The organism is Streptosporangium nanhuense (assembly GCF_059358815.1).
On record NZ_JCADBG010000009.1, the window covers coordinates 182,519 to 208,081 of the forward strand.

22 protein-coding genes are annotated in these 25,563 nt (G+C 71.3%); 11 read left to right on the forward strand and 11 right to left on the reverse strand.

Annotation, left to right across the window (positions count from 1 at the left end; genetic code table 11):
- Nucleotides 1-346 precede the first annotated feature (346 nt).
- The 4 genes from AC5L38_RS19260 to AC5L38_RS19275 form a co-directional block, all read right to left on the reverse strand.
- Nucleotides 347-796 carry a response regulator gene (locus AC5L38_RS19260; protein WP_344921319.1) on the reverse strand — a complete coding sequence of 150 codons (450 nt, stop codon included), beginning with the start codon at nucleotides 794-796 and terminating at the stop codon, nucleotides 347-349.
- Nucleotides 789-2,402 (reverse strand): sensor histidine kinase, encoded by a 1,614-nt coding sequence (locus tag AC5L38_RS19265; RefSeq protein WP_495244178.1) that lies wholly within the window; start codon nucleotides 2,400-2,402, stop codon nucleotides 789-791. The genes AC5L38_RS19260 and AC5L38_RS19265 overlap by 8 nt, the downstream gene beginning before the upstream one ends.
- 125 nt (nucleotides 2,403-2,527) lie before the next feature.
- The gene (locus tag AC5L38_RS19270; protein WP_495244179.1) at nucleotides 2,528-3,682 is read right to left on the reverse strand and encodes a PP2C family protein-serine/threonine phosphatase; all 1,155 of its coding nucleotides are present in this window, start codon (nucleotides 3,680-3,682) and stop codon (nucleotides 2,528-2,530) included.
- Between the two features lie 349 nt (nucleotides 3,683-4,031).
- Nucleotides 4,032-4,964, reverse strand: a complete 933-nt coding sequence (locus tag AC5L38_RS19275) for a LysR family transcriptional regulator (RefSeq protein ID WP_495244180.1) — start codon at nucleotides 4,962-4,964, stop codon at nucleotides 4,032-4,034.
- Nucleotides 4,965-5,260: 296 nt separating this feature from the next.
- Here AC5L38_RS19275 and AC5L38_RS19280 point away from each other — a divergent pair, with 296 nt between their 5' ends.
- The 3 genes from AC5L38_RS19280 to AC5L38_RS19290 all read left to right on the forward strand — a co-directional run bounded on the left by AC5L38_RS19280 (nucleotide 5,261) and on the right by AC5L38_RS19290 (nucleotide 8,767).
- The gene (locus tag AC5L38_RS19280) at nucleotides 5,261-6,025 is read left to right on the forward strand and encodes a succinate dehydrogenase cytochrome b subunit (RefSeq protein WP_495244181.1); all 765 of its coding nucleotides are present in this window, start codon (nucleotides 5,261-5,263) and stop codon (nucleotides 6,023-6,025) included.
- A 79-nt stretch (nucleotides 6,026-6,104) separates the two neighbouring features.
- Nucleotides 6,105-8,033 (forward strand): fumarate reductase/succinate dehydrogenase flavoprotein subunit, encoded by a 1,929-nt coding sequence (locus AC5L38_RS19285; RefSeq protein WP_495244182.1) that lies wholly within the window; start codon nucleotides 6,105-6,107, stop codon nucleotides 8,031-8,033.
- Nucleotides 8,030-8,767, forward strand: a complete 738-nt coding sequence (locus tag AC5L38_RS19290; protein WP_389909963.1) for a succinate dehydrogenase/fumarate reductase iron-sulfur subunit — start codon at nucleotides 8,030-8,032, stop codon at nucleotides 8,765-8,767. Before AC5L38_RS19285 ends, AC5L38_RS19290 begins: the two co-directional genes overlap by 4 nt.
- 91 nt (nucleotides 8,768-8,858) lie before the next feature.
- Here the strand turns inward: AC5L38_RS19290 and AC5L38_RS19295 are convergent, their stop codons facing one another.
- Both AC5L38_RS19295 and AC5L38_RS19300 read right to left on the reverse strand, forming a co-directional pair.
- Nucleotides 8,859-9,425 carry a Clp protease N-terminal domain-containing protein gene (locus AC5L38_RS19295; RefSeq protein ID WP_495244183.1) on the reverse strand — a complete coding sequence of 189 codons (567 nt, stop codon included), beginning with the start codon at nucleotides 9,423-9,425 and terminating at the stop codon, nucleotides 8,859-8,861.
- A 2-nt stretch (nucleotides 9,426-9,427) separates the two neighbouring features.
- Nucleotides 9,428-9,661: an RNA polymerase subunit sigma-70 gene (locus tag AC5L38_RS19300; protein ID WP_329085846.1), complete on the reverse strand. Its 234-nt coding sequence runs from the start codon at nucleotides 9,659-9,661 to the stop codon at nucleotides 9,428-9,430.
- Between the two features lie 114 nt (nucleotides 9,662-9,775).
- On the opposite strand from AC5L38_RS19300, the gene AC5L38_RS19305 reads away from it, so the two are divergent.
- The gene (locus AC5L38_RS19305; protein WP_495244184.1) at nucleotides 9,776-11,467 is read left to right on the forward strand and encodes an ABC transporter ATP-binding protein; all 1,692 of its coding nucleotides are present in this window, start codon (nucleotides 9,776-9,778) and stop codon (nucleotides 11,465-11,467) included.
- Nucleotides 11,464-13,209 (forward strand): ABC transporter ATP-binding protein, encoded by a 1,746-nt coding sequence (locus AC5L38_RS19310; protein WP_495244185.1) that lies wholly within the window; start codon nucleotides 11,464-11,466, stop codon nucleotides 13,207-13,209. Before AC5L38_RS19305 ends, AC5L38_RS19310 begins: the two co-directional genes overlap by 4 nt.
- A gap of 53 nt (nucleotides 13,210-13,262) precedes the next feature.
- On the opposite strand, the gene AC5L38_RS19315 is transcribed toward AC5L38_RS19310, so the two are convergent.
- Nucleotides 13,263-14,204, reverse strand: coding sequence for an SGNH/GDSL hydrolase family protein (locus tag AC5L38_RS19315; RefSeq protein ID WP_495244186.1), 942 nt, complete (start codon nucleotides 14,202-14,204; stop codon nucleotides 13,263-13,265).
- A gap of 311 nt (nucleotides 14,205-14,515) precedes the next feature.
- Between AC5L38_RS19315 and AC5L38_RS19320 the strand changes: the two genes are divergently transcribed.
- The gene (locus tag AC5L38_RS19320; RefSeq protein ID WP_495244187.1) at nucleotides 14,516-14,929 is read left to right on the forward strand and encodes a hypothetical protein; all 414 of its coding nucleotides are present in this window, start codon (nucleotides 14,516-14,518) and stop codon (nucleotides 14,927-14,929) included.
- A gap of 42 nt (nucleotides 14,930-14,971) precedes the next feature.
- Here AC5L38_RS19320 and AC5L38_RS19325 read toward each other — a convergent pair whose 3' ends face one another.
- Complete coding sequence (locus tag AC5L38_RS19325) at nucleotides 14,972-17,032, reverse strand: S9 family peptidase (RefSeq protein WP_495244188.1); 2,061 nt, start codon at nucleotides 17,030-17,032, stop codon at nucleotides 14,972-14,974.
- Between the two features lie 105 nt (nucleotides 17,033-17,137).
- Here AC5L38_RS19325 and mshB point away from each other — a divergent pair, with 105 nt between their 5' ends.
- The 4 genes from mshB to AC5L38_RS19345 all read left to right on the forward strand — a co-directional run bounded on the left by mshB (nucleotide 17,138) and on the right by AC5L38_RS19345 (nucleotide 20,515).
- Nucleotides 17,138-18,055, forward strand: a complete 918-nt coding sequence (mshB, locus tag AC5L38_RS19330) for an N-acetyl-1-D-myo-inositol-2-amino-2-deoxy-alpha-D-glucopyranoside deacetylase (RefSeq protein ID WP_495244189.1) — start codon at nucleotides 17,138-17,140, stop codon at nucleotides 18,053-18,055.
- Between the two features lie 14 nt (nucleotides 18,056-18,069).
- A complete protein-coding gene (locus AC5L38_RS19335; protein WP_495244190.1) occupies nucleotides 18,070-18,651 on the forward strand; it encodes a DUF6113 family protein in 582 nt (193 codons plus the stop codon).
- A gap of 93 nt (nucleotides 18,652-18,744) precedes the next feature.
- The gene (locus tag AC5L38_RS19340) at nucleotides 18,745-19,179 is read left to right on the forward strand and encodes a hypothetical protein (protein WP_495244191.1); all 435 of its coding nucleotides are present in this window, start codon (nucleotides 18,745-18,747) and stop codon (nucleotides 19,177-19,179) included.
- A gap of 58 nt (nucleotides 19,180-19,237) precedes the next feature.
- Nucleotides 19,238-20,515, forward strand: a complete 1,278-nt coding sequence (locus AC5L38_RS19345; protein WP_495244192.1) for an MBL fold metallo-hydrolase — start codon at nucleotides 19,238-19,240, stop codon at nucleotides 20,513-20,515.
- 209 nt (nucleotides 20,516-20,724) lie between these two features.
- Here AC5L38_RS19345 and AC5L38_RS19350 read toward each other — a convergent pair whose 3' ends face one another.
- Nucleotides 20,725-23,289 carry a penicillin acylase family protein gene (locus AC5L38_RS19350; RefSeq protein ID WP_495244193.1) on the reverse strand — a complete coding sequence of 855 codons (2,565 nt, stop codon included), beginning with the start codon at nucleotides 23,287-23,289 and terminating at the stop codon, nucleotides 20,725-20,727.
- 83 nt (nucleotides 23,290-23,372) lie between these two features.
- Between AC5L38_RS19350 and rraA the strand changes: the two genes are divergently transcribed.
- Nucleotides 23,373-23,852: a ribonuclease E activity regulator RraA gene (gene rraA, locus AC5L38_RS19355; protein ID WP_495244194.1), complete on the forward strand. Its 480-nt coding sequence runs from the start codon at nucleotides 23,373-23,375 to the stop codon at nucleotides 23,850-23,852.
- Nucleotides 23,853-24,042: 190 nt separating this feature from the next.
- Here the strand turns inward: rraA and AC5L38_RS19360 are convergent, their stop codons facing one another.
- Together AC5L38_RS19360 and AC5L38_RS19365 are read right to left on the reverse strand one after the other, a co-directional pair.
- Nucleotides 24,043-24,960, reverse strand: coding sequence for an aldose 1-epimerase family protein (locus tag AC5L38_RS19360; RefSeq protein WP_495244195.1), 918 nt, complete (start codon nucleotides 24,958-24,960; stop codon nucleotides 24,043-24,045).
- A 102-nt stretch (nucleotides 24,961-25,062) separates the two neighbouring features.
- Nucleotides 25,063-25,533 (reverse strand): GNAT family N-acetyltransferase, encoded by a 471-nt coding sequence (locus tag AC5L38_RS19365; RefSeq protein ID WP_495244196.1) that lies wholly within the window; start codon nucleotides 25,531-25,533, stop codon nucleotides 25,063-25,065.
- Between the last annotated feature and the right edge of the window lie 30 nt (nucleotides 25,534-25,563).

Here is a 25,563-nt window from a genome sequence, read left to right on the forward strand (position 1 = left end):
CTCTCCACCTCCCACGGACCCCGCTCGCCCAGGGGTCCGGGTTGTTTCAGTTGTGCCGCGCGTCCGGCGCCTCGTCGCGCCGGCTCACACGTGCGCGCGCATGTTGGTGGGGGATACGTTACGACGGAGCCCAGGGGTTGTGTGTAAGGGGTCTCTCACAATTTCACCGACCCGGTGTGATTCCTGTCACGTTCGCGTGCCAAGGCGTCCCGCCTGCGGCATCTCACGAGGTGGACGATCACGGGGAGGTCTCGGGAGGCCGTAGGCACGGATGCGACGGATGGGCGACCCCTGATTTTCCTCGCCCTGCCGGCGACCCCGGCGAACCGCCGGCAGTGCCGGGCCGTCAGTAGTGCTGGCTGGAGTTGGGCAGCTTGACGACGGTCACGAAGAAGTCGTCGATCCGCCGGACCACGCTGATGAACTGGTCGAAGTCGACCGGCTTGGAGACGTAGGCGTTGGCGTGCAGGTTGTAGCTGCGCAGGATGTCCTCCTCGGACTCCGAGGTGGTCAGCACGACCACCGGGATCCCGCGGAGCTTCTCGTCGGCCTTTATGTCCTGGAGCACCTCCCTGCCGTCCTTGCGGGGCAGGTTGAGGTCGAGCAGGATCAGGTCGGGCCGGGGCATGTCGGCGTAGTCGCCCTCCTTGCGCAGGAAGGCCATGGCCTGCTCGCCGTCGTTGACCACGTGCAGCTTGTTGCGGACCTTGTTGAGCTCGAACGCCTCCCGCGTCAGCAGGACGTCGCCCGGGTCGTCCTCGACCAGGAGGACGTCGATCCAGCGCAGGTCATTCATCCATGTCTCCTGTGGGAAGGGTCCAGCGGAAGGTCGTGCCCGATTTGGCGGTTTTCTCGACGTTCTCGCTGTTCTCGGTGATAGCGGTGTTCTCGGTGTTGCCGTTTTTCTCGGTGGCCCCGGTGATCTCGGAAGTCCCGTTGTTCGCGCCGTTTCCGGTGTCGACCCAGATGTGACCACCGTGGTATTCGACGATCTTCTTGCAGAGCGCCAGCCCGATGCCCGTGCCCGCGTACACGTCCCGCCCGTGCAGGCGCTGGAAAATCAGGAAGATGCGGTCAGTGTATTTGCTGTCGATGCCGATGCCGTTGTCGGTGCAGGAGAACTCCCACATGTCGCCGTCGCGGCGCGCCCCGATGTGGATCACCGGCGGTTCCTGCGAGTGGAACTTGATCGCGTTGCCGACGAGGTTCTGGAAGAGCTGGGTCAGCTGCGCCCGGTTGCCGTACACCTCGGGCAGGTCGTCGTGGGTCACCGTCGCCCCGGCGTCCTCGATGGTCGCGCCGAGGTTGTTCAGCGCGGCCTTGAACGGCACGGTGGCGTCGATCCTGGTGCGCTCGCCGCCCATCCTGCCGACCCGGGAGAAGTCGAGCAGGTCGTTGATCAGCATCTGCATGCGCTTGGCGCCGTCGACGGAGAAGGCGATGTACTGCTTGGCGCGCTCGTCGAGCTGGTCGCCGTAGCGCTGCTCCAGCATCTGGGTGAAGCTGGCCACCTTGCGCAGCGGCTCCTGCAGGTCGTGGCTGGCCACGTAGGCGAACTGCTCCAGCTCGCCGTTGGAGCGCCTCAGCTCCGCCGTCTGGTCCTCCAGCTTGCGCTGCGTCTCGGAGGACCGCCGCCACTCGGCGAGGATGCGGCGGCGCATCGCGTCGACGTGGCCGGACAGCTCGGCGAGCTCGGCCGGGCGCTCGACCCTGAGCTTGTGGTCGAAATCCCCCTGGGCGACCGCGCGGACCTGCTGGTTCAGCTCGGCCAGCGGGCGGAGCACGGCGTACCGCACGATGAGCACCGCGGCGATCCCGGCCACGACCAGCGCCGAGGCCACCCCGATGAGCGCGATGTAGAAGGCCTGCCAGCCGAGGTCGAGCCGGACGACGCCGGCCTCGTGCAGCCGGTTCAGGTGATTCTGGAGCCCGGTGAGGGACTGGCGGACCTCGTTGAACCGGGTGGCGTTGATGGGGGCGTTCTGCCGGGACGCGTCGGTCTTCAGGGTCGGTACGGAGGCGATGACCTTCTCCGCGTAGTCGCGCCGCCAGGCCTCTCCCGTCGCCTTCAGCCGGGCCACCTCCGCGGCGACCACCTGCCGCTCCGGCATCCGGGGGAGCAGCGCTACGAGCGCGCCCAGCGCGGTGTTCTCCGCGACGATCGCGTTGCGGTAGTCCTGGAGGGAGATCTCCTCGTTGGTCCTGCCGTACGCCCGGACCGAGCTCTCCTGCGAGGTCATCGCGTTGGAGATCTCCAGGAGGCGCAGCGCCGCCGGGTCGACGACGTCGACCAGCGTCTCCCTGGCCTCCCGCGTCTCCTCGATCGACTTGATCGTGACGACGGCGGAGATCATGAAGACCAGCGCGATGCCCACCCCGGCGAGCGTGAACCAGCGGCCCACCGGGAGGTTCCCGAACCCCCTCGCGGGGGCGGGCGCGGACAGGGGGCGAGGGCCGTGGCCCGAGTGATCTGAATGGTCCGGGTGATCTGAGTGGTCCGGGTGATCTGTACGGTCCGAACGATCGGTCATCGTTTCCCGCTCCGAGAGATGAGCACGGTCGCCAGGTCGTCGCTGAGCGCGTCGCGGTTCAGCTCGATGACGCGTTCGATGAGGCGGTCGAGCTCGATCCCGCCCTGCTCCTGGACGAGGCTGAGCAGGCCCTCGGTGCCGAGCAGGTCGGGCCCGCCGCCCACGGTGGCCTCGATCAGCCCGTCGGTGTAGAGCAGCAGCGACCAGTCGTCGCCGAGCGGGACGTCGATCGCCGACCACCGGACGTCCTGGAAGATCCCCAGCGGGGGGCCGGAGGGGGTGCCGGGCACCACGTCGATCACGCCGTCGCGGATCAGCAGCGGCGGCGGGTGCCCGACCACGTGCATCCGCGCCCTGTCGAGCGCGGGGTCGATCGTGACGATGCACAGGGTGGTGAAGATCTCCACGGACTTGCGCTCCAGGCGGAGCACCGACTCCAGGGTGCCGAGCAGGTCGTTGCCGGTGTGCCCGGCCAGGACCAGGGTCCGCCAGGCGATCCTGAGCGCGACCCCCAGCGCGGCCTCGTCGGGGCCGTGCCCGCACACGTCGCCGACCACCACGTGGACGGCGCCGTCGGGGCTCTGCACGGTGTCCCAGAAGTCGCCGGCGAGAAGGGCGCGCCTGCGCCCCGGCAGGTAGCGGGCCTGGTGGTCCAGGACTCCCGGGGCCAGCAGCGGGACCGGCAGGAGCCCGCGTTCGAGGCGGGAGTTCTCCTTGGTGAGCAACTCGGCCTCGACCAGCCTGCGCTGGGCCAGGTCGGCGCGCTTGCGCTCTATCGAGTAGCGGATCGCCCGCGCCAGCAGGCGGGCCTCCACATCCTGTTTGACCAGGAAGTCCTGGGCTCCGGCGGCGACGGCCTCCACGCCGACGTGGGTGTCGTTCAGGCCGGTCAGCACGAGCACGGCGGCGTGCGGCGCCATCGACAGCACCTGCTCCAGCGCCTCGAGGCCGGTGGCGTCGGGCAGGGAGAGGTCGACGAGCACGCACTGCACCTCCTCGGTGAGGCGCTCCCGGCTCTCGGCCATGCTTCGCACCCAAATGATCTTGGGTGGGTTGTCCGCCTCGCTGAGCAGTTCCTCCACGAGGAAGGCGTCGCCCGCGTCGTCCTCGATGAGGAGGAGCGTGAGCGTGTCATTGGCGGGGGCGGTCACTGACGCCTCTTCGTTGGATCGGGAGAACCTGTCGACGCTACGTAGAATAGTGTGACACCGGGACTTAGAGGGTGTTGATCAGTCCCTGTGATCCACGCGGTCGATATCGTGACCCTCCGCACGTCAGGAACGCGCCACAGCGCCCCTCCGGAGGCCTGTCCGCAGGCCCGTCGGGAGCGCCCGCCGCCCCTGCCCGGCGCGAGGGTCCGCAAACCCGGCCCGTCGCGCGGGACAGGCGCCCGCGTCGCGTGCCGCGGCGGAGACCGGCCGTGCTGCGGCTTCCGGGACAGATCGACCACCTCGGTCATGATCGGTCCTGGTCGGTCCTGGTCGGTCCCGCAGCGTCGGCTCAGCTCTCGGTGATCAGATCGAGCCCCTGGGGGAGACTGCCGTCGCGGGCGGCCTCGGTGAGGAAGAGGAGCAGGGTCGAGCGGAAGGCCTGGGCGGCGCGGGTGGGCTGGACGTCCTTGCGATGCGCGATGGCTATGGTGCGGCGCAGCCCCGGAGGCGCCAGAGGCGTCCCGGCCAGTCCCGGGCGGCCGTCCAGCACCATCGAGGGGACCAGCGCGACCCCCAGCCCGGCCTCCACGAAGCGCAGCACGGCGTCCATCTCGCCGCCCTCCACCGCGAACCTGGGCTCGAACCCGGCCTGCCTGCAGGCGCTGAGCGTCGCCTCCCGCAGGTCGTACCCTCGCCTGAACATCACCATCGGCCGCCGTCGCAACTCGTCGATGCGCACGTACGGCCGGTGGGTGTGATCGTTCGAGGGGGAGGCGACGACGAGGTTCTCCCGCAGGATCTCCTCGGTGACGAGGGCGGGGTCGTCGCTGTGCAGCGGCATGATGATCAACGCCAGGTCGAGCTGGCCGCGGGCGAGGGTGCGGACCAGGTCGCGGGAGCCGCCCTCCTCCACGAACAGCTCGATGCCGGGGTAGGCGTGGTGGAACCTGGCCAGCGCGTCGGCGAGCAGCCCGGCGCAGAGCGAGGGGGTCGCGCCCAGCCGGACCCGTCCCCGGCGCAGCCCCGCGAGCTCGCCGACCTCGCTCCTGGCGGTCTCGGCGTCGGCCAGCATCCTGCGGGCCAGCGGCAGCAGGGCCTCACCCGCGGGGGTCAGCGTGACGTTCCCCCGGGCGCGGCTGAACAGCGGCGCGCCGAGCTCGGCCTCCAGGGCCTTGATCTGCTTGCTCAGCGAGGGCTGGGCGACGCGCATCCCCTCGGCGGCCTGGGTGAAGTGCCGGGACTCGGCGACCGCCACGAAGTAGGCGAGTTGCTGGAGCTGCACGTTTCCCTAGCGTAGGGGTTCCCTCGCGTACGGCCCCCTGGCACGCGCGCCGCCGAGGGGGCGAGTCGGCGGAACTCGGGCTCCTAGCGCACGGACCCTCCGGTCTCGGATCCGGGGCGTACGCAGGGGTGGGAGACGATGTGAGATTGGCGTAAAGAAGTTGTGAGATTGCTCGCACCCTGTCCGGTTCGCGTCGCCGGAAGCCGCAGGGACGCAGAGCTAATAGCCAAAGGCTATGGAAACCACATCCACGATGACTTGGACGCCGGTAAATCCTCCTACCTAGCGTGACAAACGTGACTGCCACGATTGAGCGCGGATCCGCCACCGCGTCGGTGAAACCCCCGGCGGACGTCCCCGCGAAGCCCGCACGGCACAGGCGGCGGGGCGGCTTCCTGAGCTCCTCCAACGGCAAGAAGGCCGTGATGGCCGTCACGGGTGCCGTGATGGTGCTCTTCCTTGTCGGCCACATGGCCGGAAACCTCAAGAGCTTCTTCGGCGCCGAGTCCTTCAACTCCTACGCGGCCTTCCTGCGGACCCTGGGCGAGCCGATCTTCCCGTACCGGACCCTGCTGACCGTCGCCGAGATCGGACTGGTCGTCGCGGTCGGGCTGCACATGTGGGCGGCGATCTCCCTGGCCCGGCGGGCGCGCAAGGCCCGTCCCGTCAAGTACGCGGCCAGGCGCAAGTCCCGGGCGAACGGCTACGCGGTCCACACCATGCGCTACGGCGGCGTCGTCATCGTGCTGTTCGTGGTCTACCACCTGCTGGACCTGACGTTCGGCGCGGTCAACCCCGCGGGCGGCACCGCCACCCCGTACGAGCGCCTGGTCGAGGGCTTCGCGCCCTCCCGCTGGTGGGTGACCCTGTTCTACGTGCTCGCGGTCGTCATGGTCGGCCTGCACCTGCGCCACGGCCTGTGGAGCGCCTTCCAGACGCTCGGCCTGGCGGGCCGCCGCAGCTACCGCTCGCTGAGGGCCGCCGCCACGGGCCTGTCGGCCCTGCTGGTCGTCGGCTTCCTCTCGGTCCCGGTCGCGGTCGCGTTCGGAGTGATCAAGTGAGCCGGGTCCGGCGTGACGGACACGGTGGCGTACAAGAAGCGGATCTTCCGCGTGGTGAGCGAGGAGCGGTGAGCGGGTCATGACCACGGGATACACAGAGGGCGCGCCGATCCGCGACACCAAGGCCCCCGACGGCCCGATCGAGGACCGCTGGGAGAAGCGCAAGTTCGGCGCCAAGCTGGTCAACCCGGCCAACAAGCGCAAGCTCAACGTCATCGTCGTGGGCACGGGCCTGGCGGGCGGCTCGGCCGCCGCGACCCTCGGCGAGCTGGGCTACAACGTCAAGTCCTTCTGCTACCAGGACACGCCCCGCCGCGCGCACTCCATCGCGGCCCAGGGCGGCATCAACGCGGCCAAGAACTACCGGGGCGACGGCGACTCGATCTACCGGCTGTTCTACGACACGGTCAAGGGCGGCGACTTCCGCGCCCGCGAGTCCAACGTCTACCGGCTCGCCCAGGTCAGCGTGAACATCATCGACCAGGCCGTGGCCCAGGGCGTGCCGTTCGCCCGCGAGTACGGCGGCCTGCTCGACACCCGCTCCTTCGGCGGCGCGCAGGTCTCCCGCACCTTCTACGCCAGGGGCCAGACGGGCCAGCAGCTGCTGCTCGGCGCCTACCAGGCGCTGGAGCGGCAGATCGCGGCCGGGACCGTCGAGATGCACACCCGCCACGAGATGCTCGACCTGATCGTCTCCGACGGCCGGGCGCGCGGCGTCATCGTCCGCGACATGGTCACCGGCGAGATCGAGCGGCACCTGGCCGACGCGGTCGTGCTGGCCAGCGGCGGGTACGGCAACGTGTTCTTCCTGTCGACCAACGCCAAGGGGTGCAACACCACGGCGATCTGGCGGGCGCACCGGCGCGGCGCGATGTTCGCCAACCCCTGCTACACCCAGATCCACCCGACCTGCATCCCGGTCAGCGGCGACTACCAGTCGAAGCTGACCCTGATGTCGGAGTCGCTGCGCAACGACGGCCGCGTGTGGGTGCCGCTGGAGCGGGGCGACGCCCGTCCGGCCTCGGAGATCCCCGAGGAGGAGCGCGACTACTACCTGGAGCGCATCTACCCGGCGTTCGGCAACCTGGTCCCGCGTGACATCGCCTCCCGCGCCGCCAAGAACGTCTGCGACGAGGGCCGCGGCGTCGGCCCCGGCGGCCTGGGCGTCTACCTCGACTTCGCCGACGCGATCCGCCGCCTGGGCCGCGACGCGGTGGAGAAGAAGTACGGCAACCTCTTCGAGATGTACGAGCGCATCACCGGCGAGGACCCCTACGCCCAGCCGATGCGCATCTACCCGGCCGTCCACTACACGATGGGCGGCCTGTGGGTGGACTACGACCTGCAGTCCACGATCCCGGGCCTGTTCGTGATCGGCGAGGCCAACTTCTCCGACCACGGCGCCAACCGCCTCGGCGCGTCCGCGCTGATGCAGGGCCTGGCCGACGGCTACTTCGTGCTGCCGACCACGATCGGCGACTACCTCGCGAACGGCCCGTACGGCGAGGTCGACGAGGAGGCCGTGGCCGAGGCCGAGGTCGCGGTGCGCGAGAAGATCGCCAGGCTGCTGTCGAACGACGGTGACCGCACCGCCGACTCCTACCACCGCGAGCTGGGCAAGCTCATGTGGGACTACTGCGGCATGGAGCGCACCGAGGAGTCGCTGCGCAAGGCCCTGGAGCGGATCCCCGAGCTGCGCGAGGAGTTCTGGAGGAACGTGAAGGTCTCCGGCGAGGCCGGGGAGCTCAACCAGGCGCTGGAGCGGGCCGGGCGGGTGGCCGACTTCTTCGACCTGGCCGAGCTGATGTGCATCGACGCGCTGCACCGCACCGAGTCGTGCGGCGGCCACTTCCGTGCCGAGTCGCAGGACGCCGACGGCGAGGCCCTGCGCGACGACGAGCACTTCGCGTACGTCGCCGCTTGGGAGTACGGGGAGCAGGGCCCGATCCTGCACAAGGAAGATCTCGACTACGAGTACGTCAAGATGAGCCAGCGGAGCTACAAGTGAACCTCACTCTCAAGGTCTGGCGGCAGAGGGGCCCCGAGGACAAGGGCCGCATGGTCACCTACCGCGTCGAGGACGTCTCTCCGGACATGTCCTTCCTGGAGATGCTCGACGTCCTCAACGAGCGGCTGATCCTGGAGGGCGACGACCCGGTCGCCTTCGACCACGACTGCCGCGAGGGCATCTGCGGCATGTGCGGCATGGTCATCAACGGTGTCGCGCACGGCGAGCAGGTGGCCACCACCACCTGCCAGCTGCACATGCGGCACTTCGAGGACAACGCGGTCATCACCATCGAGCCGTGGCGCGCCGCGCCCTTCCCGGTGGTGAAGGACCTGGTCGTGGACCGTTCGGCGTTCGACCGCATCATCCAGGCGGGCGGCTTCGTCTCCGTCCCCGCGGGGTCGGCGCCCGACGCGCACAGCATCCCGGTGAAGAAGGTCGACGCCGACTCGGCGTTCGACGCGGCCACCTGCATCGGCTGCGGCGCCTGTGTCGCCGCCTGCCCGAACGGCTCGGCCTCCCTCTTCACCGCCGCCAAGATCACCCACCTGAGCCTGCTGCCGCAGGGCCAGCCCGAGCGCGACTCCCGCGCTCTGGCCATGGTCGAGCAGATGGACGCGGAGGGCTTCGGCGGTTGCACCAACACCGGCGAGTGCACGGCGGTCTGCCCCAAGGGCATCCCGCTGGACACCATCGCCCAGATGAACCGCGACTACCTGCGCGCCTCCAAGTAGGTCCTCGCAGGTTTTCGCGGGTCTCCGGAAGCGGGAGCCGCCCCTGCAGGGGCGGCTCCCGCTTCTCCGTTCCGGGCCGCCGGGACTTTCCCTAGGGCTGTCCCAGCTCGGTGACGACCTCCCGGCGCAGGCTCGTGAAGTCGAGGCCCGCGTCGGCCAGCACCTTGCTGCCCAGCCCCTGGCCTTCGCGCATGATGCCCAGCAGGATGTGGCCGTCGCCGATGTAGTTGTGCTTGAGGTTGACGGCCTCGCGCAGGGACAGCTCCAGGGTCTTCTTCGCCCGGCGGCTGAACGGGATGTGGAAGTCGCCGAACATGCGGCCCCGCCGGTCGGTGCGGGGCTTGCGGTCCAGGGCGCCGGGCCCGAAGGCCGCCTCGACCTTCTCCCTGATGGCCGACAGGTCGATGCCGATCGACTCCAGTGCCTCGGCGTCGAGCGCGTCGCCCGGCTTCTGCGGGGTGAGGCGGACGACCGACCGGTAGGCGCCGTCGTGGTCGAGGCCGTGACGGCCCAGCACCCGCGCCGAGAGGCTCTCCGGCTGGCCGAGCAGGCCGAGCAGGATGTGCTCGGTGCCGATGATGTCGTGCCGCAACTTGCGGGCGTTCTCCTGAGCGAGGATCACCGCCTGGCGGGCCTCGCGGTGGAACCGTTCGAACATCGCTATCTCTCCCGTCTCAGCAAACCTCGGCCACCCGCGTACTTCTTGTGCACCGCCTGCCGGGTGACCTCCAGGCAGTGCGCGATCTCCTGCCAGGACCAGCCCTGCTCCCGTGCGTTCTCCACCTGGAGGGCCTCCAGCCGGTCGACCAGTGTCCGCAGGGCCCGCACGGCCCGCAGGCCCACGGCCGGGTCGCGGCTACCGGCGTCGGATGCCAGTTGCGCCGTATCACTCATGACGTCAATCTAAGTTGACGCGAATCATTTGTCAACCCTGATTGACGGCGACACGCCGGGAAGGCTGAAAATGATTTGCCTGGTCAGCGCGGAGTTTGTAACCCTTGCTGGGACATGCGCTCCTTACCTGCCGCCGACCCCGGCGTTCCCGATGCCCGCAGCCCGGCCAGATACCTGCGGTGGGTGATCCGCATGCAGGGGGGCCCGCTGGCCCTCGGCATCGGCTACGCCGTCCTGTGGTGGCTCGCGATGGCGCTCGTGCCGTACGCCATGGGCGAGGGCATCGACGCCATCAGGGCCAAGGACGTGCCGTCCCTGACGACCTGGGGCGGGGTGGTGTTCGCCCTGGGGGTCGCGCAGGCCGTCACGGGCGTCCTGCGCCACCGGCTGGCCGTCTACAACTGGCTGGCCGCCGCCTACCGGACCGTCCAGGTCACCGTCAGGCAGTCGACCCGGCTGGGCGCGACCCTGCCCAAGCGCATGTCCACCGGCGAGGTGGTCAGCGTCGGCAACTCCGACATCGCCCACATCGGCAACGCGATCGACATCCTGCTCCGGGGCAGCGGCGCGCTCGTCGCCGTCGCCGTCGTGACCGTCATCCTGATGGGCAGCTCGCCGCCGCTGGGCCTGGCGGTCCTGGTGGGCCTGCCCCTCATGGCGGTCGCCGTCGCCCCCATGCTCAAGCCGCTGCACCGCCGCCAGAACGCCCACCGCGACCTGCAGGGCGACCTCTCCACCCGCGCCGCCGACATCGTCACCGGCCTGCGGGTGCTGCGCGGCATCGGCGGCGAGAGGGTCTTCGCCGACCGCTACGGCGCCGAGTCCCAGCGGGTGCGGCACGCGGGCGTGCGGGTGGCCTCCGTCGAGTCCATGCTGGAGGGCGCGCAGGTCCTGCTGCCGGGGCTGCTGGTCACCGGCGTGATCTGGCTCGGCGCGACCCTCGCGACGCGCGGCGAGATCAGCGTCGGCCAGCTCGTCGCCTTCTACGGCTACGCCGCCTTCCTGATCGCCCCCGTGCGCACCCTCACCGAGGCCGCCGACAAGCTGACCAAGGGGCACGTCGCCGCCCGCAGGGTGGTGCGCATCCTCTCGCTGCGGCCCGAGGTGGAGGGCGGCGCCGGCCGCTCCGAGGGCGGCCTGCTGCGCGACGTGGCCTCCGGGGTCGCCGTGCGCCCCGGCATGCTCACCGCCGTCGCGACGGCCGCCCCCGAGGAGGCGGCGGCCATCGCCGACCGGCTCGGCCGCTACAGCGAGGGCGACGTCGACTTCGGCGACGTGGCGCTGGAGACCCTGCCCATCTCCGAGGTGCGCCGCCGGATCCTCGTCGCCGACAACGACGCCAAGCTGTTCGCCGGGGTGCTCAGGGAGGAGCTCGACGTCACCGGCCGTGCCACGGCCGAGGAGCTCGACCAGGCGCTGAGCGCCGCGTGCGCCGAGGACATCGTCGAGGCGCTGCCCGGCGGTCTCGACGGGCGCGTCGCGGAGGCGGGCCGGGAGTTCTCCGGCGGCCAGCAGCAGCGGCTCCGGCTCGCCAGGGCGCTCACCCTCGACCCGGAGGTGCTCATCCTCATCGAGCCCACCAGCGCGGTCGACGCCCACAGCGAGGCGCGCATCGCCGACCGGCTCGCCAAGGCGCGCGCCGGCAAGACCACGCTGGTCTGCACGACCAGCCCGCTGGTGCTCGACCGCACCGACCACGTCGTCTACGTCGAAGGAGGCGTCGTGCGCGCCGAGGGCACGCACCGGGAGCTGCTCGCCGCCCACCCGGGTTACACCGCCGTCGTCACCCGGGGAGAGACGTCATGAGCAGGCAGATCCTGCCCGTCGCCGACCGGGCGCAGGTCCGGGCGTACGCCCGCAGGCTCACCCTGAAGTACCCCCGAGACCTGACCGTGGCCCTGCTCCTGCACGCCCTGGCCGCCGTCGCGGGCCTGGCGGTGCCGTGGCTGCTCGGCGGCCTCGTCGAGGGCGTCCACACCGGCTCCGGGGTCGACGTCACCCAGGTGTCGCTCGCCATCGGCGGCTTCGTGGTCGCCCAGGCGGTGCTGGTCAGGTTCGCCGTCTACGCCTCCTCCAGGCTCGGCGAGAAGGTCCTCGCCGAGCTGCGCGAGGAGTTCGTCGGGCGGGTGCTCGGCCTGCCGCTGTCCACGGTCGAGCGCGCCGGATCCGGCGACCTGATCTCGCGGACCTCGCGCGACGTCGACTCGCTGTCGCGCACCGTGCGGCACGCCGTGCCCGAGACGCTGATCGCGCTGGTCACCTGCGTGATCACCGTTGGCGCGCTGCTGCTGGTCGGGCCGCTGCTCATACTGCCCTCGCTGCTCGCCGTCCCCCTCCTGTGGATCTCCACCCGCTGGTATCTCAAGCGGGCCAGGGACGGCTACCTGCGCGAGAGCGCGGCGTACGCCGACATGACCGACGGCCTGGCCGAGACCGTCAACGGCGCCCGCGCCGTGGAGGCCCTGGGCCTGCAGCGGCGGCGCCACCGGCGCACCGACGCCGACATCGCCGAGTCGTGGGCGGCCGAGCGCTACACGATGAGGCTGCGCACGGTCTGGTTCCCGTCGGTCGAGCTCGGCTACGTGATCCCGATCGTGGCGACGCTGGTCCTGGGTGGCCTCTTCTACGTTCAGGGCTGGGCCACACTGGACCAGGTCGTCACCGCCACGCTGTACGTCCAGCAGCTCATCGACCCGCTCGACCGGCTGCTCATGTGGATCGACGAGCTCCAGGTCGGCGGCGCCTCCATGGCCCGCCTGCTGGGCGTCGCCGAGGTGCCCGACGACCGCGAGACCGGTTCCACCGCCCCGGAGGGCAGCGAGCTGAGGGCCGACGGCGTCCGCTACGCCTACCGCGAGGGCCACGACGTGCTGCACGGCATCGACCTCACGGTCAGGCCGGGCGAGCGGCTCGCCATGGTCGGCCCGTCGGGGGCCGGCAAGTCCACGCTGGGGCGCCTGCTCGCGGGCGTCCACGGCCCCCGCACCGGCGCGGTCACGGTCGGCGGCACCCCGCTGGTCGAGCTCCCCCTGGAGGATCTGCGCGGCCACGTCGCCCTGGTCACCCAGGAGCATCACGTCTTCCGGGGCACCGTACGCGACAACGTGCTGATCGCCCGGCCCGACGCCGACGACGCGCGGGTCCGCGAGGTGCTGGAGGCCGTCGACGTCTGGGAGTGGGTCGAGGCCCTGCCCGAGGGGCTCGACACGGCCGTCGGCTCCGGCGGCGAGCCCGTCCCCGCCGCCCAGGCGCAGCAGCTGGCCCTGGCCCGGCTGGTCCTGGCCGACCCGCACACCCTCGTCCTCGACGAGGCCACCTCGCTGATCGACCCCCGTGCCGCCCGCAACCTGGAGCGCTCGCTCGCCGCCGTCCTCGACGGCCGCACGGTCATCGCCATCGCCCACCGCCTCTACACGGCCCACGACGCCGACCGCGTCGCGGTGGTGGAGGACGGCCGCATCAGCGAGCTCGGCTCCCACGACGAGCTGGTCGCGGCGGGAGGCTCGTACGCCGCTTTGTGGAGCAGCTGGCACGGCACGTCCCGGTGAGAACTTCCCGTGGCTCTCACCGGGACGCGCCGTCCGGCTGTCCGTGATGCGGGTCAGAGTGCGGCGCGGATCGGGACCTTGCGCTGGATGAGGGCGGCGAGGGCGGCGTGGCCCCCGCGGTTGAGGTGCAGCACCGCGACGCCGCCCTCCTGGCCGGGGGCGAGGGCGTCGAATCCCCGGTAGAACGGGGTGGTCGACTCGCACAGCGAGTGCCCGGCGAACTCGGGACGCAGGGTGGTCGAGTTCAGGTGCGGGCCGACGAACCGGACGTCGACCCCGCGTGCCCTGGCGGCCTGCGCGGCCCTGGACAGGGTCGCGTCCAGCGCGCCGGAGACCTTCGCACCCGCCAGGCGCTCCTCGGCGCTGAAGACACCGGTGTCGCAGATCGGGTCGAGCGGTATGCCGGTGGCGTTCTGGCCACGGGTGACCGCCCTGCCGTACCCGGTCATGACGATCTGGGCGTGGGGGCTGCGGCGCTTGATCTCGGTGAGGAGGCCGCTCACGGACCGCTTCAGGGCGGGCATGCGGTCGAGGATCGCCGTGGTGGGCGCGCCCGTACAGTCCGCCTGGACGCACACGCCGCCGTATCCGGCGAAGTCGATGTCGTTGCCGCCGATGTTCAGCGTCACCAGGTCGGTGTTCCGGCGGAGCGCGTCGAGTTGCGGGGGCTCTCCCTTGAAGGTCTGCCGCAGGTCCTGAACGGCCGCGCCGCTGCACATGACGTTGGTGAACTTCACATTCGTTCCGCGCTGCCGGAGCTCCTCGGCGAGGATCGTGGAGGCGGAGTTGCGGCTGCGGTAGCAGGTTCCCTCGGTGCCCGGCTCGTAGTCCCCGGCCCCCGTGCCGGATCCGTAGGAGTCGCCCAACGCCACCACGTCGAAGGACGGTGTGACACCGGCCGCCGCCGCGGCGGGGGCCGCCGCGCCCACCGCCGTCCCGGCGGCCATGACAAGGCCCGCGAGGCCCGCGACGATTCTTGTGCGAGTAACCATCATCAGTAGTGCATCCTCCCGTGAAGACGACGAAGGCCACGGCGGCAGGAATCCCCCCGTCCCCGTGGCGCCTCCCCCTGCGAAGCGTGGATTCGCGCCGGTGCGTCCATGGTCCGGAACCTGGCCTGGAAGACAAGGAATTCCGTCGGCTGTACGGACCACTCACGACCGGTTTGGGCACTTACGTTAGGGATGTCACGTCGGGAAATCGTGAAAAGCGACAGATTCGGTATAGCGGGCTGTCCGTAATGGCCAGGAGTGCGCGCCTGTCGCGGCCTGAAGCGCTTCGGCCCGGGGAGCTACACTCTCGCCCCATGGGTATAGGCCGCATCCTCTATCTCACCTTCGGCTGCATAGTGCTGTGCATAGCCTTTTTGCTGGCCATGGAGGAGGAGGACCCCAACAACATGCCACGGGCACAGGTCTTCGCGCTGGGGGGCATCGCGTTGATGGTCGCCGGCGCCGCCTGCGGAGCCGCCGAGCGCCGGACCGCCCGCCTTCCGCAGGCTCCCCCGCAGCACCCGGTCCCGCAGGCCTACCCCGAGCAGGGCCACAATCCCCAGCAGGGTTACGCCCCGCAGGGGTACGCCGCCCCGCAGGGTCACAACCTTCAGCAGGGATACACCGCTCCGCAGGGTCACAACCTTCAGCAGGGGTACGCCGCCCCGCAGGCGTACAACCCGCAGCAGGGCTACACCGTCCCCTACCCTCCCGGCCAGAACCACTGAGGTCCTCGGTAAGGCTCAGGCCAGAGCCTTACCGAGGAGAGCTCAGGACAGCGCCTTCCTCAGGAAGTCGACCTGGAGCAGCAGCAGGTTCTCCGCCACGGTCTCCTGCGGGGTCATGTGGGTGACCCCCGACAGCGGCAGCACGTTGTGCGGGCGGCCCTCGGCCAGCAGGGCCGAGGACAGGCGCAGGGTGTGCGCGGCGACCACGTTGTCGTCGGCCAGGCCGTGGATCAGCAGGAGGGGCCGGTCCAGCTTCTCCGCGTCGGCGAACAGGGACGAGGAGTCGTAGTGTCCCTCGTCCGGGTGGCCGAGGTAGCGCTCGGTGTAGCAGGTGTCGTACAGGCGCCAGTCGGTCACCGGGGCCCCGGCGACGGCCGCGTGGAACACGTCGGGGCGGCGGAGCACGGCCAGGGCGGCGAGGTAGCCGCCGAACGACCAGCCCCTGATGCCGACCCGCGACAGGTCCAGGTCGTCGGGGAACCGCGCGGCGGCGCCGTGCAGGGCGTCGATCTGGTCCTCCAGGACCGGGGTGGCCAGGTCGTGCAGGACGGCCCGCTCGAACTCCGGGCCGCGCCCAGGGGTGCCCCGGCCGTCGGCCACGACCACCGCGAAGCCCTGGTCGGCGAACCACTGGCTGGTCAGGTACGCTCCGGCCGCGGCCAGCACGCGCTGGGCGTGCGGCCCGCCGTACGGGTCCATGAGGACCGGCAGCCTCGCCGAGCCGGGCACGTGCCCGGAGGGCAGCAGGACGGCGGTGGCCAGGTCGCGCTCGCCCGCCCTGATCAGGGAGACCCGCAGGTCCAGGCCGGGGCGCTCGGCGTGCGAGGTGATGTGGCCGCGGGGCGTGCCGTTGTGCAGGACGCGGGTGACCGAGCCCTCGCCGCTCAGGGTCTGGCCGGTGATCACCAGGGTGCCGCCCGCGGTGTGGCCGCTGTAGACGCCGCCCTCGGTCGGGCTGACGAGGGTGATCTGACCCCTCCGGTAGGCCCAGACGGCGATCTCGGTGGGCTCCCCGCTCGCCCGGAAGAGCACGGTCTCGCCGTCGATGTCGAGGATCTCGCGGACCTGGAGGGTGGGCGGGGTGACGGGGGAGTCGCCGACGACCAGGCGGTGGCCGCCCTCCGAGGTGGCGGCCCAGACGAGGCTGCCGTCGGACAGGTGGCCGGGGACGCCGGTGACGACGTCGACCCAGGCGGGGTCGGTGTCCTCGCGCACGACCGTGGAGGCGCCGGTGGCCGGGTCGACGTCGAGCAGCCGCATGGTCCGCTGGTCGCGCGTCATGGTGACGATCGACAGGCCGTGGGCGTCCCAGGCGGCGTTGACGAGGTACTCGTCGTCGAAGGGCACGGCGACGCGGGCCCCGCCGAGGGTGAGGACGAAGAGCTCGACCCCGGCGTTGGCCGTACCGGCGGAGGGGTAGCGCTGCTCGGTGGCGGGCCGGGCCGGGTTGGCCGGGTCGGCGATGTGCCAGCGCTGCACCGGCGAGTCGTCGGCCCGCTCGACCAGGATCGCGTCGCCGGACGGGGACCACCAGTAGCCCCGCATGCGGTCCATCTCCTCGGCGGCGATGAACTCGGCCAGGCCGTACGTCACCTCCGGGGACTCGGGGCGGGCCAGCGCGTGGTCGACCTCGTCCTCCAGGTCCTGGATGTGGAACGCGCCGCCGGTCACGTAGCCGACGTGGACGCCGGTGGGGGACATCCGGGGGTCGATCACCGGGCCGGAGGTCTTCAGCCGCCGTACCAGCCCGCTGTTCAGGTCGACGACGTAGAGGCCGCCGGAGAGCGCGAACGCCGCGACGGTCACCGCCGCGTCGGTGCTGTACCCGACGATGCCCCCGGCCTGCTCGCGGCTCCGCTCGCGGCGCGCCCGCTCCTCGGGCGGCAGGTCCTCGTCGTCGGCCGTCAGGGCGCGCGGATCGACGACCAGCCGCTCCGTGCCGCTGAGGACGTCGTACTCCCACAGGCAGGTCACCGGGTCGAAGCCGCTCCTGGTCCTGAGGAACACGACGCGGTCACCGCCCGGGGCGATCGTGAAGCCGCGCGGCACTCCGAGGGTGAATCGACGGGTCCTGGCGTGCAGGCGAGGGAAGCTCTCACTCATACGAGCCATCTTGCCAGTTCCGCATCGAGTGTCTTGTTTTCGAGGTCGGAGGGAGCCGGGAATCCGGCGTCACGCACGATGTCCGGCATCGATACCCTCGGACGCATGACTGATCGGCGCCTGATGCTCGTGCACGCCCATCCGGACGACGAGACGATCGGCAGCGGGGCCACCATGGCGAAATACGCCGCCGAGGGCGCGCACGTCACGCTGGTGACCTGCACCCTGGGGGAGGAGGGGGAGGTCATCCCCCCGGAGCTCGCCCACCTGGCCGCCGACCGCGACGACACCCTGGGCGAGCACCGCGTCGGGGAGCTCGCCGCGGCCTGCGCGGCGCTCGGCGTCACCGACCACCGCTTCCTGGGCGGTCCCGGCCGCTGGAGGGACTCCGGCATGATGGGCGTCGCCTCCAACCACCGGGCGAACGCCTTCTGGCAGGCCGACCTGGACGAGGCGGCCGGCGAGCTCGCGAGGATCGTCCGCGAGGTGCGGCCCCAGGTGCTCGTCACCTACGACGAGAACGGTTTCTACGGCCACCCCGACCACATCCAGGCCCACCGCGTCGCCTGGCGGGCCGTCGAGCTGGCCGCCGACCCGGCGTTCGAGCCGATGTCAGGTGAGGACGGGTCGTGGCGGGTCGCGAAGGTCTACCACACCGCCCTGCCCAGGTCCGTGATGTACCGGACCGAGCAGGCGATGCGCGAGAGGGGCGCGCCCTTCCTCGCCGAGCCGGTCGACGACCTGCCGTTCGGCTGCGAGGACAAGGACGTCACCACCGAGATCGACGCCCGCGCCCACATCGGCCGGAAGATCGACGCGATGCGGGCGCACGCCACCCAGATCACCGTGGACCCGCCCTGGTTCGCCCTGTCCAACGACGTCGGCCAGGAGGTGCTCGGGGTCGAGCACTTCATCCTCCGCTCCGGCGTGCCGGGGCCCGCCGGTCCCGGGGCGCCGATCGAGGCGGGAGGGCTCGGCGAGCCGTACGACCGCGAGGACGACCTCTTCGCCGGGATCCACTAGCCTCGGTGCTTGTGATGGAGCAGGTACCAGCCGTGCGCGAACCCTCGGAGACGGTCGTCACCGTGGCGGCCAACGCCGTGCTCGTCATGCTCGGGCTCCTGCTGGGTGTCCTCGGCGGGTTCCAGCACTCCTGGTACGTCAGGCCCGTCCCGGTCTCCGCCATCGGCTGCCTCGCCCTGCTGTTCGCGGTGACCTACGGGGCGGGCCGGATGACGCGCGGCAAGGCGGCGCCCCTGGCGTTCGCGGCGGGCTGGGCGCTGATCACCATGCTCTGGATCTCCGGACGGTCGGAGGGCGACCTGGTCATCGCCAACGACCTGTCCGGTTACCTCTACCTCTACGGGGGGCTGGCGGCGGTCGCCACGGGGGTCATGCTCTCGCCGTCGGCCTCCGTGGCCGGGTCGTGGCTGCTCACCCCGCACGGCTACGGCTCCGGTCAGGGATCATCGCCCGTGCCGCCGGGCCCTCCCGGCCCGTTCGGATCGCCCGGCCCATCGGGCCCGCCCGGCCCGTTCGGCCATCCCGGCCATCCCGGTCCGTCCGTGCCTCCCGGCCCGCAGGTCCCACCCGTGCCGCCGGGCCCGCCCGCTCCCTGACAACCTCGTCGGATGAGTCGGATGAGGGGGAAAGCCGGGGAAAGCCGGGGAAAGCCACTGTCGCCCGTCCCCAGGATGACGCACAATCCCGATATGCGGCGGTTGCATCGGGTACGGCGAACTCTCAACTACGTCAACCTGTCCACCCCACTGGGCCTGCTCCTGGCACGCGTCGGCCGTGCCCAGGTGACCGCGGGCCCCGACGGGCTGCTCCTGGCGTACGGCTACCGTTTCCGGTTCCCGATCGCCTCGGCCTTCACCGTGGGCAACGTGGTGCTGACCAAGCACCCGGAGGGCTTCCTCACCGGCTCCCTGCTCAAGCACGAGGACCGGCACGCCTCCCAGTACATGTGCTGCGTGGGCCTGCCGATGCTCCCGCTCTACGTCGTCGCGGTGGCCGTCTCCATGATCATCTGCGGCAACCAGGCCTCGTGGAACCTTTTCGAGCGGCTCGCGAACCTGGAAGACGGTAACTACAGCCGTAAATCCCCCTGGTGGTTTCACACTAGACCCCCGCAAAAGGAATGAATCTCTGTGTGGGGGGATCTACAAGGGGTGAGCTGTCGATGACCGAAGGGGGCCGCCCATGTCGCAGACGTCCCACCCAGAACTCACCTCCCACGCACCCGCGGAACCCGACGGCCTTCTCGAAGAGCCCCCACGGCGTTCCGGATGGTCGGCCCGCTTCAACACGCGCCCGGTACGCGCGCTCAGGCAGCTGGGCCGGACCGCCGGCCGGGCGGTCAGGGACCGCTCCGCCGAGCGGCGGGCCATCGGGCCCGAGGCGGCACTCCGCCCCCCCGAACTCCCGGGACTCCCGGGCCTTTCCGATGGATCCGCACCGCCGGTACCTCCCGCGCGACCGGCGCCTTCCACGGGGGCCACGGCTCCCGTACGACCGGCGCCGCCGAGGCGGCCCGAGCCCCTGCCCAGGCGGTCGTGGCCGGGTGGTTTCAAGGACCGGCTGACCTCGCCGATCCCGACGTTCCAGGAGCTGCTGGCGGTCGCCTGGCACGGCACGCTCCGGCCCGGCGTCGGGGACGAGGACCGCATCCCGGTCCACCGGGACGGGCTTCCCCCGGCGACGGGCACCGACGCGGTCGTCACCTGGGTGGGGCACGCGACGTACGTGGTGCAGATCGGCGGGCTCACCATCCTCACGGACCCCGTCTGGGCGAGGAAGATCGCCGGTATCCACCGGCCCCGGCTCACCCCGCCCGGGGTCGCGTGGGCGGACCTGCCCAGGATCGACGCCGTGGTGATCAGCCACAACCACTACGACCACCTGGACGCGCGGACCGTGCGGCGGCTGCCGCGCGGCACGCCCGTCCTGGTGCCCGCGGGGCTCAGGTCCTGGTTCACCCGGCGCGGGTTCCGCGACGTCACCGAGCTCGACTGGTGGGAGAGCACCTGGGTGGGCGGTGTCCGCTTCGACTTCGTCCCGGCCCACCACTGGAGCCGCCGGTCGATCTGGGACACCTGCAAGTCCCTGTGGGGCGGCTGGGTGATCGCCTCCGACGACCAGACGATCTACTTCGCCGGGGACACCGGGTACGGCGAGCGCTTCGCCCAGATCGGGGCCCGCTACCCGGGAGGCATCGACCTGGCCCTGATGCCGGTGGGGGCCTTCGAGCCCCGCTGGTTCATGCAGGCCGCGCACGTCGATCCCGCGCAGGCCGTACGGGCGTGCCAGGACGTGGGGGCCCGCCGGATGGCGACCATGCACTGGGGCACGTTCGTGCTGTCCGGCGAGTCGCTCCTCGCGCCGGTGGAGGAGGCCAGGGTGGCCTGGGCGGAGGCCGGGCGGGACCGCGCCGACCTGTGGGACCTCGCCGTCGGGGAGTCCCGCGTCCTGACGTCCTGACGTCCCGGCCGGTACTCGGCGCCGACGATGGAGGCGGCGTGGAGGTGGCATGGAGGCGGCATGGAGGCGGCGCGGTCGGAGGCGAGCCCGCCCCCTGACGTCCCGGCCGGTACCCCGGCGTCCTGACAGCGGCCCGAGGGGGACCCCGGGCCGCGAACGGTCCGTCTCGCGGCCCGGGGAGGCCGGGGCCGGGCGTCAGGGGCTGAGCGTCAGGGGCTGAGCGTCAGGGTGTGGGTGGCCGCCTTCTCGATGGATTCCCGGCGGGCGAGCATGGGAGTGGTCTCGCCGCCCGCCCACAGCGGAGCCTGGTCCCAGTAGTTGTCGTGGAACGCGTGACCGGAGGCGCCGGTCAGGTTGATCCACCGGGACTTGTCCAGGTCGGCCAGGTCCACCACCATCCGCATGGACGGCAGCCAGCTCACCGCGTAGCCGTCCTGCGCGTCCCACCCGGCGGCGTTGACCGCGTCGTCGCTGCCGGACACCGGGAACGGGCCCCGGTTGAACAGCCACTCGACCGGGCCGATGCCCGAGGTGCCGAAGGTCTGGTGGACGAGTTCCAGGGAGTGCAGGTCACCCCAGCGCCAGTCCTTGAGGTCCGGGCCGAGCAGGTCGCTCAGCTCGTCGTAGGCCATCGCCATCGCCCGCCGCAGCATGTCGTCGCGGGTCTCGGCGCCCGGGGTGGCGGTGTCGTTCCAGAACGCGTCGTCCGGCCTGTCGAGCATGACCCGGACGACCTCGAACCAGCGGTCGCCGCCCTGGGACCTGGCGCCCTCGGGGAGGTCGTCGTTGAAGGTCTCGACGAGCAGGTGCCGCCAGACGGCGTTGAAGTACATCGCGGGACCCGACTCCATGCCCTGCGCGCGGTCCCACTCGCGCAGCAGCTCGCGGGCGTCCTTGGCGGGCCCGGCCATCTCGACGTCCAGCAGCTTGGGCACCAGGAACCGGGCGAGGCCGTTGTCGCTGTCCTGCTGCAGCTCGCTCATCGCGGCCACGTCCACCTTGCCGCCGTCCTTCACCGCCTCGCGGATGCGGTCCAGGATGCGCTGGGAGCGGTACCCGTACGCCCAGTCCTTGGTGAGGGTGTACGGATAGCGGCCGGGGTCGATGACCGCGTTGTTGGCGGTCACGATGTAGCCCTCCGGCGGGTTGTAGAGGCTGGGCAGCTCGTTGAAGGGGACCGTCGACTGCCAGCCGTACTCGCCGGTCCAGCCGGGCACCGGCCAGGTGCCGTCGCCGCGGGTCCGCACCGGGATCCGCCCGGGGGCCTGGTAGCCGATGTTGCCCGCGGTGTCGGCGTAGATCAGGTTCTGCGCGGGCACCTCGAACCTGGCGGCCGCGCCTCTGAACTGCTGCCAGTCCTGCGCGGTGTTCAGCGCGAAGATCGCGTCAGCGGTCCTGCCGGGCTCCAGGGCCGTCCACTTGAGCGCGACCGCGTCGGCCTGCTCCTCGAAGACCGCTTTCATGCCCGGGAGCGTGTTCTCGACGTTCTCCATGACGTCGGAGATGATCGGCCCGTGCATGGTGTCGCGCACCTTGAGCCGTACGTCGGCGCCCCCGGCCACCTTGATCGTCTCGGTCCTGGTGGTGAGCGGCTTCCATTTGCCCATGAACAGGTACGAGTCGTCCTTGACGCGTTCCAGGTAGAGGTCGGCGACGTCCGGGCCCAGGTTGGTGAAGCCCCAGGCGATCTTGTCGTTGCGGCCGATGACCACGCCCGGCACGCCGGAGAAGGTGAACCCGGTGACGTCGAACGGGCACTCGGGGCTCTTGACGCGGCAGTGCAGCCCGGCCTGGTACCAGACCGAGGGCATGCCCGGCCCCAGGTGGGGGTCGTTGGAGAGCAGCGGTTTGCCCGACGCGGTGTGCTTGCCGCCGACCACCCACGAGTTCGAGCCGATGCCGTGGCCGCCCGCGGGGTCGCCCATCAGGCTCGGCACCGCGAGGACGGCCTCGGAGGCCCGGGTCAGCGCCCTCGTGGCCGGAGCCACCCCGGACCGCTCGGTGTCGACCTTCTTGGGCTCCTGGCTCTGGTCGAACCCGCGCTCGCCGACCGAGCCCCGGGTGACGATCGGCTGGTGGGTGTCGTACGGGTAGCCGGGCCAGAGCTGCTCCACCCGGCCGCGCGGCAGTTTGCTCGCCGCGAGCGCCCGGCCGATCTCGTCGGCCATGTTGGAGCGCAGGTCCCAGGCCATCGCCTTGAGCCAGGCCAGCGAGTCGACCGGGGTCCACGGCTCGGGCCGGTAGTCCGGGCTGGTCGCCCGCAGCAGCACGTACTCCAGGCTCCGGTCGGCGAAACCGTCGTTCCGCCCCATCCAGGCGTTCACCCCGGCGGCGTAGGAGTCCAGGTAGCGCCGGGTCCGCTCGTCGAGCAGGGGCAGCTCCTTCTCGGCCACCTTCCGCCAGCCCATGGTCCGGATGACCCTGTCCTCGGTCAGCGTCGCCGAGCCGAACATCTCCGACAGCCGCCCGGCGGTCACGTGGCGGCGGAAGTCCATCTCGAAGAAGCGGTCCTGGGCGTGCACGTAGCCCTGCGCCAGGAACAGGTCGCCGGGAGAGTCCGCGTAGATGTGCGGGATACCCGTCTTATCGCGATAAACGGTGACTTTTCCCTTTAAGCCACTTACCTTGAGCTCGCCTTCGAGCTGCGGGAAGGACGCCCGCACGCTCCACACGCCCGCTCCGGCGAGCAGCAGCCCGAGCACCAGGAAAACGGTGAGCACCCGTGCCAGCCACTTGAGCGGACGGGGCAGCCAGGCATACGGGCGGAACCTCACAAAAACCTCCTACGCGACATGCTCCCGCAAGTGTGGCAGCACCCCCGTGGTGTCGGCGTCGGGGTCAGGGCGAAGATGCACGCATGAGACTTTCCACGGCCGACCTGGTCGACGCCCACGGCTCGGCGGTCGCGAGCTGCCTGACCCAGTTCCGCTCCTACGGCCCGAGCCCCCGGTTCGCCGGGCCGATCGCGACCGTCCGCTGCCTGGAGGACAACGCTCTCGTCAAGCGGGTCCTGGCCACCCCGGGCGAGGGGCGCGTGCTGGTCGTGGACGGCGCGGGGTCCCTGCGCACCGCACTGATGGGCGACGTCATCGCCGCCTCCGCCGTCTCATCCGGCTGGTCCGGCGTCGTCGTCAACGGCGCCGTCCGCGACACGGCCGCCCTCGCGGGACTGGACCTGGGGGTCAAGGCGCTCGGCTCGAACCCGGCCAAGAGCGCCAAGGAGGGCACCGGCGAGCTCGACGTGCCGGTCACCTTCGGCGAGGTCGTCTTCACCCCCGGAGCCTGGCTCTACAGCGACGAGGACGGCATCCTCGTCAGCCCCGCCGAACTCTCCTGAGGGTTCTTCCCGTGACGCTGATGGGCCCCTCCCTGCCAAGGGGCCTCTCCTCGGTACTTCCCCGAGGGTCTTTCCGTGAAGCCGGCGGGCCCCTCCCTGACCAGGGGCCTTCTCCTCATTCCCGAAAGAGTCCCCGCGCCTCCGGCGGGCCGCTCCTACGAGGCCCGGTCCGGCGGCCGGGCGCCGGCCGTCAGATCGGGCCGATCCCCCAGTGGTGCACGGCGCGGTCGCCGGGGGCGAGCCGGATGACGTCCTCGCCGGTGCGGAAGGCGTTCGGCGGGCAGGTCATCGGCTCCACCGCGAGCCCCTGGCGGCGGTGGCCCTCCGGCAGGGTGTCGCCGGTGTAGAGCTGGAGCCACTCGACGCCCTCGCCCGCCCACAGCTCGACCCCGGTCCCGTCCGGGGCGGCCAGCGTGACCCGCACCCGGCCGTCGGGGCCGCGCTCCAGATCGGTGAACGCGGTGTCCAGCTCCGTCCCGCCGATCGGGCGGGCGGTCCTGAAGTCGTACTCGGTGCCCTCGACGTCGTGGCGGCCGGTGGGGATCTTCCGCTCGTTCACCGCGATCCACTGGCCGGCGGGAAGCGTGAGCACGGCGTCGTCGAGGGCGCAGAGGGCGCCGAGGGACAGGTAGGGGTGGGCTCCGAAGCCGTACGGCGCGTCGCCGGCGCCGACGTTCTCCGCGCTCACCTCGACCTCCAGGCCGGCGGCGCCCAGGGCGTACCGGATGGAGAGGTCGAGGACGTGCGGGTAGCCGAGCTGCGGGAACAGCCGCAGCCCGAGCCGGATCGAGGCGTCGTCATGGGACAGGACCCGCCAGGGGAACGTCCGCGAGAAGCCGTGGATCGCGTTGCCGGTCTTGGGCTCGCTCAGCGCGAGCTGCCGGTCCTCGCCGTCGAAGGTGTAGCGGCCGTCCTCGACCCTGTTCGGCCAGGGAAGCAGCGGCAGCCCCGCCCCGCCGAGCGGGGGCTGGTCCTCGGGGAAGTCGACGACGAGCGGCCTGCCGTCCAGGGTGAGGCTTCTGAGGCCCGCCCCGAGTTCGGTGATGACGGCCTGGAAACCGCCGGCCGCGATGGTGTGTTGGGCCCCGGTGGGCACGATGTATGTCACCCGGCAATTCAACACCTATTGCCCGCCCCTTCCCGTCCGCACCACCGCCGCCCACACGCGCCACCCGCCCTGCGGTGCCGGTCTGGCACGTTCCTTACGGCCCTACAGCACCGTCTCCAGGACCGTGGACTGCACGGCGAAGCCGTTGGTCCGGTAGAAGCGGACGGCGGCCTCGTTGCTCGCGTAGGCGGTCACCCCGGCGTAGCGGGCACCGTGGTGGCGGGCCCACTTCCTGAACTCCTCCACCAGCCTGGCCCCGATCCTCCGGCCCCGGTAGGGCGGCTCGACGTACATGCTGCCCAGGGTCGCCACGGTGACCGGCCGCATCGCGGTGGGCCCGGACAGGGCCCCGGTCAGGTGGCCGACGATCCGGCCGCCGTCCTCGGCGACCATCACCAGGCGGTCCGGGTCGTCCAGCGCGTCCACGAAACGGGCCCGCCCGTGCTCCTCGGGCCACTTCACGTTCAGGGCCGGGTCTCTGGTCCCGGCGTCCTCGGCGAACAGCGCGGAGCTGCAGGCGACGATCCCGTCCAGATCCGCGATCGTTCCGGGTCGTACGACGATCTCACTCATGATCACGACGCTATCGGTCGCGACCGACAT

What these genes read in the sequence shown, in the direction of transcription:
- AC5L38_RS19300 (WP_329085846.1), bottom strand. Translation starts at nt 9,661, where the DNA reads ATGAGTGATACGGCGCAACTGGCATCCGACGCCGGTAGCCGCGACCCG.
- AC5L38_RS19305 (WP_495244184.1), top strand. Translation starts at nt 9,776, where the DNA reads ATGCGCTCCTTACCTGCCGCCGACCCCGGCGTTCCCGATGCCCGCAGC.
- AC5L38_RS19340 (WP_495244191.1), top strand. Translation starts at nt 18,745, where the DNA reads ATGCGGCGGTTGCATCGGGTACGGCGAACTCTCAACTACGTCAACCTG.
- AC5L38_RS19335 (WP_495244190.1), top strand. Translation starts at nt 18,070, where the DNA reads ATGGAGCAGGTACCAGCCGTGCGCGAACCCTCGGAGACGGTCGTCACC.
- AC5L38_RS19325 (WP_495244188.1), bottom strand. Translation starts at nt 17,032, where the DNA reads ATGAGTGAGAGCTTCCCTCGCCTGCACGCCAGGACCCGTCGATTCACC.
- mshB (WP_495244189.1), top strand. Translation starts at nt 17,138, where the DNA reads ATGACTGATCGGCGCCTGATGCTCGTGCACGCCCATCCGGACGACGAG.
- AC5L38_RS19320 (WP_495244187.1), top strand. Translation starts at nt 14,516, where the DNA reads ATGGGTATAGGCCGCATCCTCTATCTCACCTTCGGCTGCATAGTGCTG.
- AC5L38_RS19315 (WP_495244186.1), bottom strand. Translation starts at nt 14,204, where the DNA reads ATGATGGTTACTCGCACAAGAATCGTCGCGGGCCTCGCGGGCCTTGTC.
- AC5L38_RS19365 (WP_495244196.1), bottom strand. Translation starts at nt 25,533, where the DNA reads ATGAGTGAGATCGTCGTACGACCCGGAACGATCGCGGATCTGGACGGG.
- AC5L38_RS19345 (WP_495244192.1), top strand. Translation starts at nt 19,238, where the DNA reads ATGTCGCAGACGTCCCACCCAGAACTCACCTCCCACGCACCCGCGGAA.
- AC5L38_RS19260 (WP_344921319.1), bottom strand. Translation starts at nt 796, where the DNA reads ATGAATGACCTGCGCTGGATCGACGTCCTCCTGGTCGAGGACGACCCG.
- AC5L38_RS19310 (WP_495244185.1), top strand. Translation starts at nt 11,464, where the DNA reads ATGAGCAGGCAGATCCTGCCCGTCGCCGACCGGGCGCAGGTCCGGGCG.
- AC5L38_RS19285 (WP_495244182.1), top strand. Translation starts at nt 6,105, where the DNA reads ATGACCACGGGATACACAGAGGGCGCGCCGATCCGCGACACCAAGGCC.
- AC5L38_RS19295 (WP_495244183.1), bottom strand. Translation starts at nt 9,425, where the DNA reads ATGTTCGAACGGTTCCACCGCGAGGCCCGCCAGGCGGTGATCCTCGCT.
- rraA (WP_495244194.1), top strand. Translation starts at nt 23,373, where the DNA reads ATGAGACTTTCCACGGCCGACCTGGTCGACGCCCACGGCTCGGCGGTC.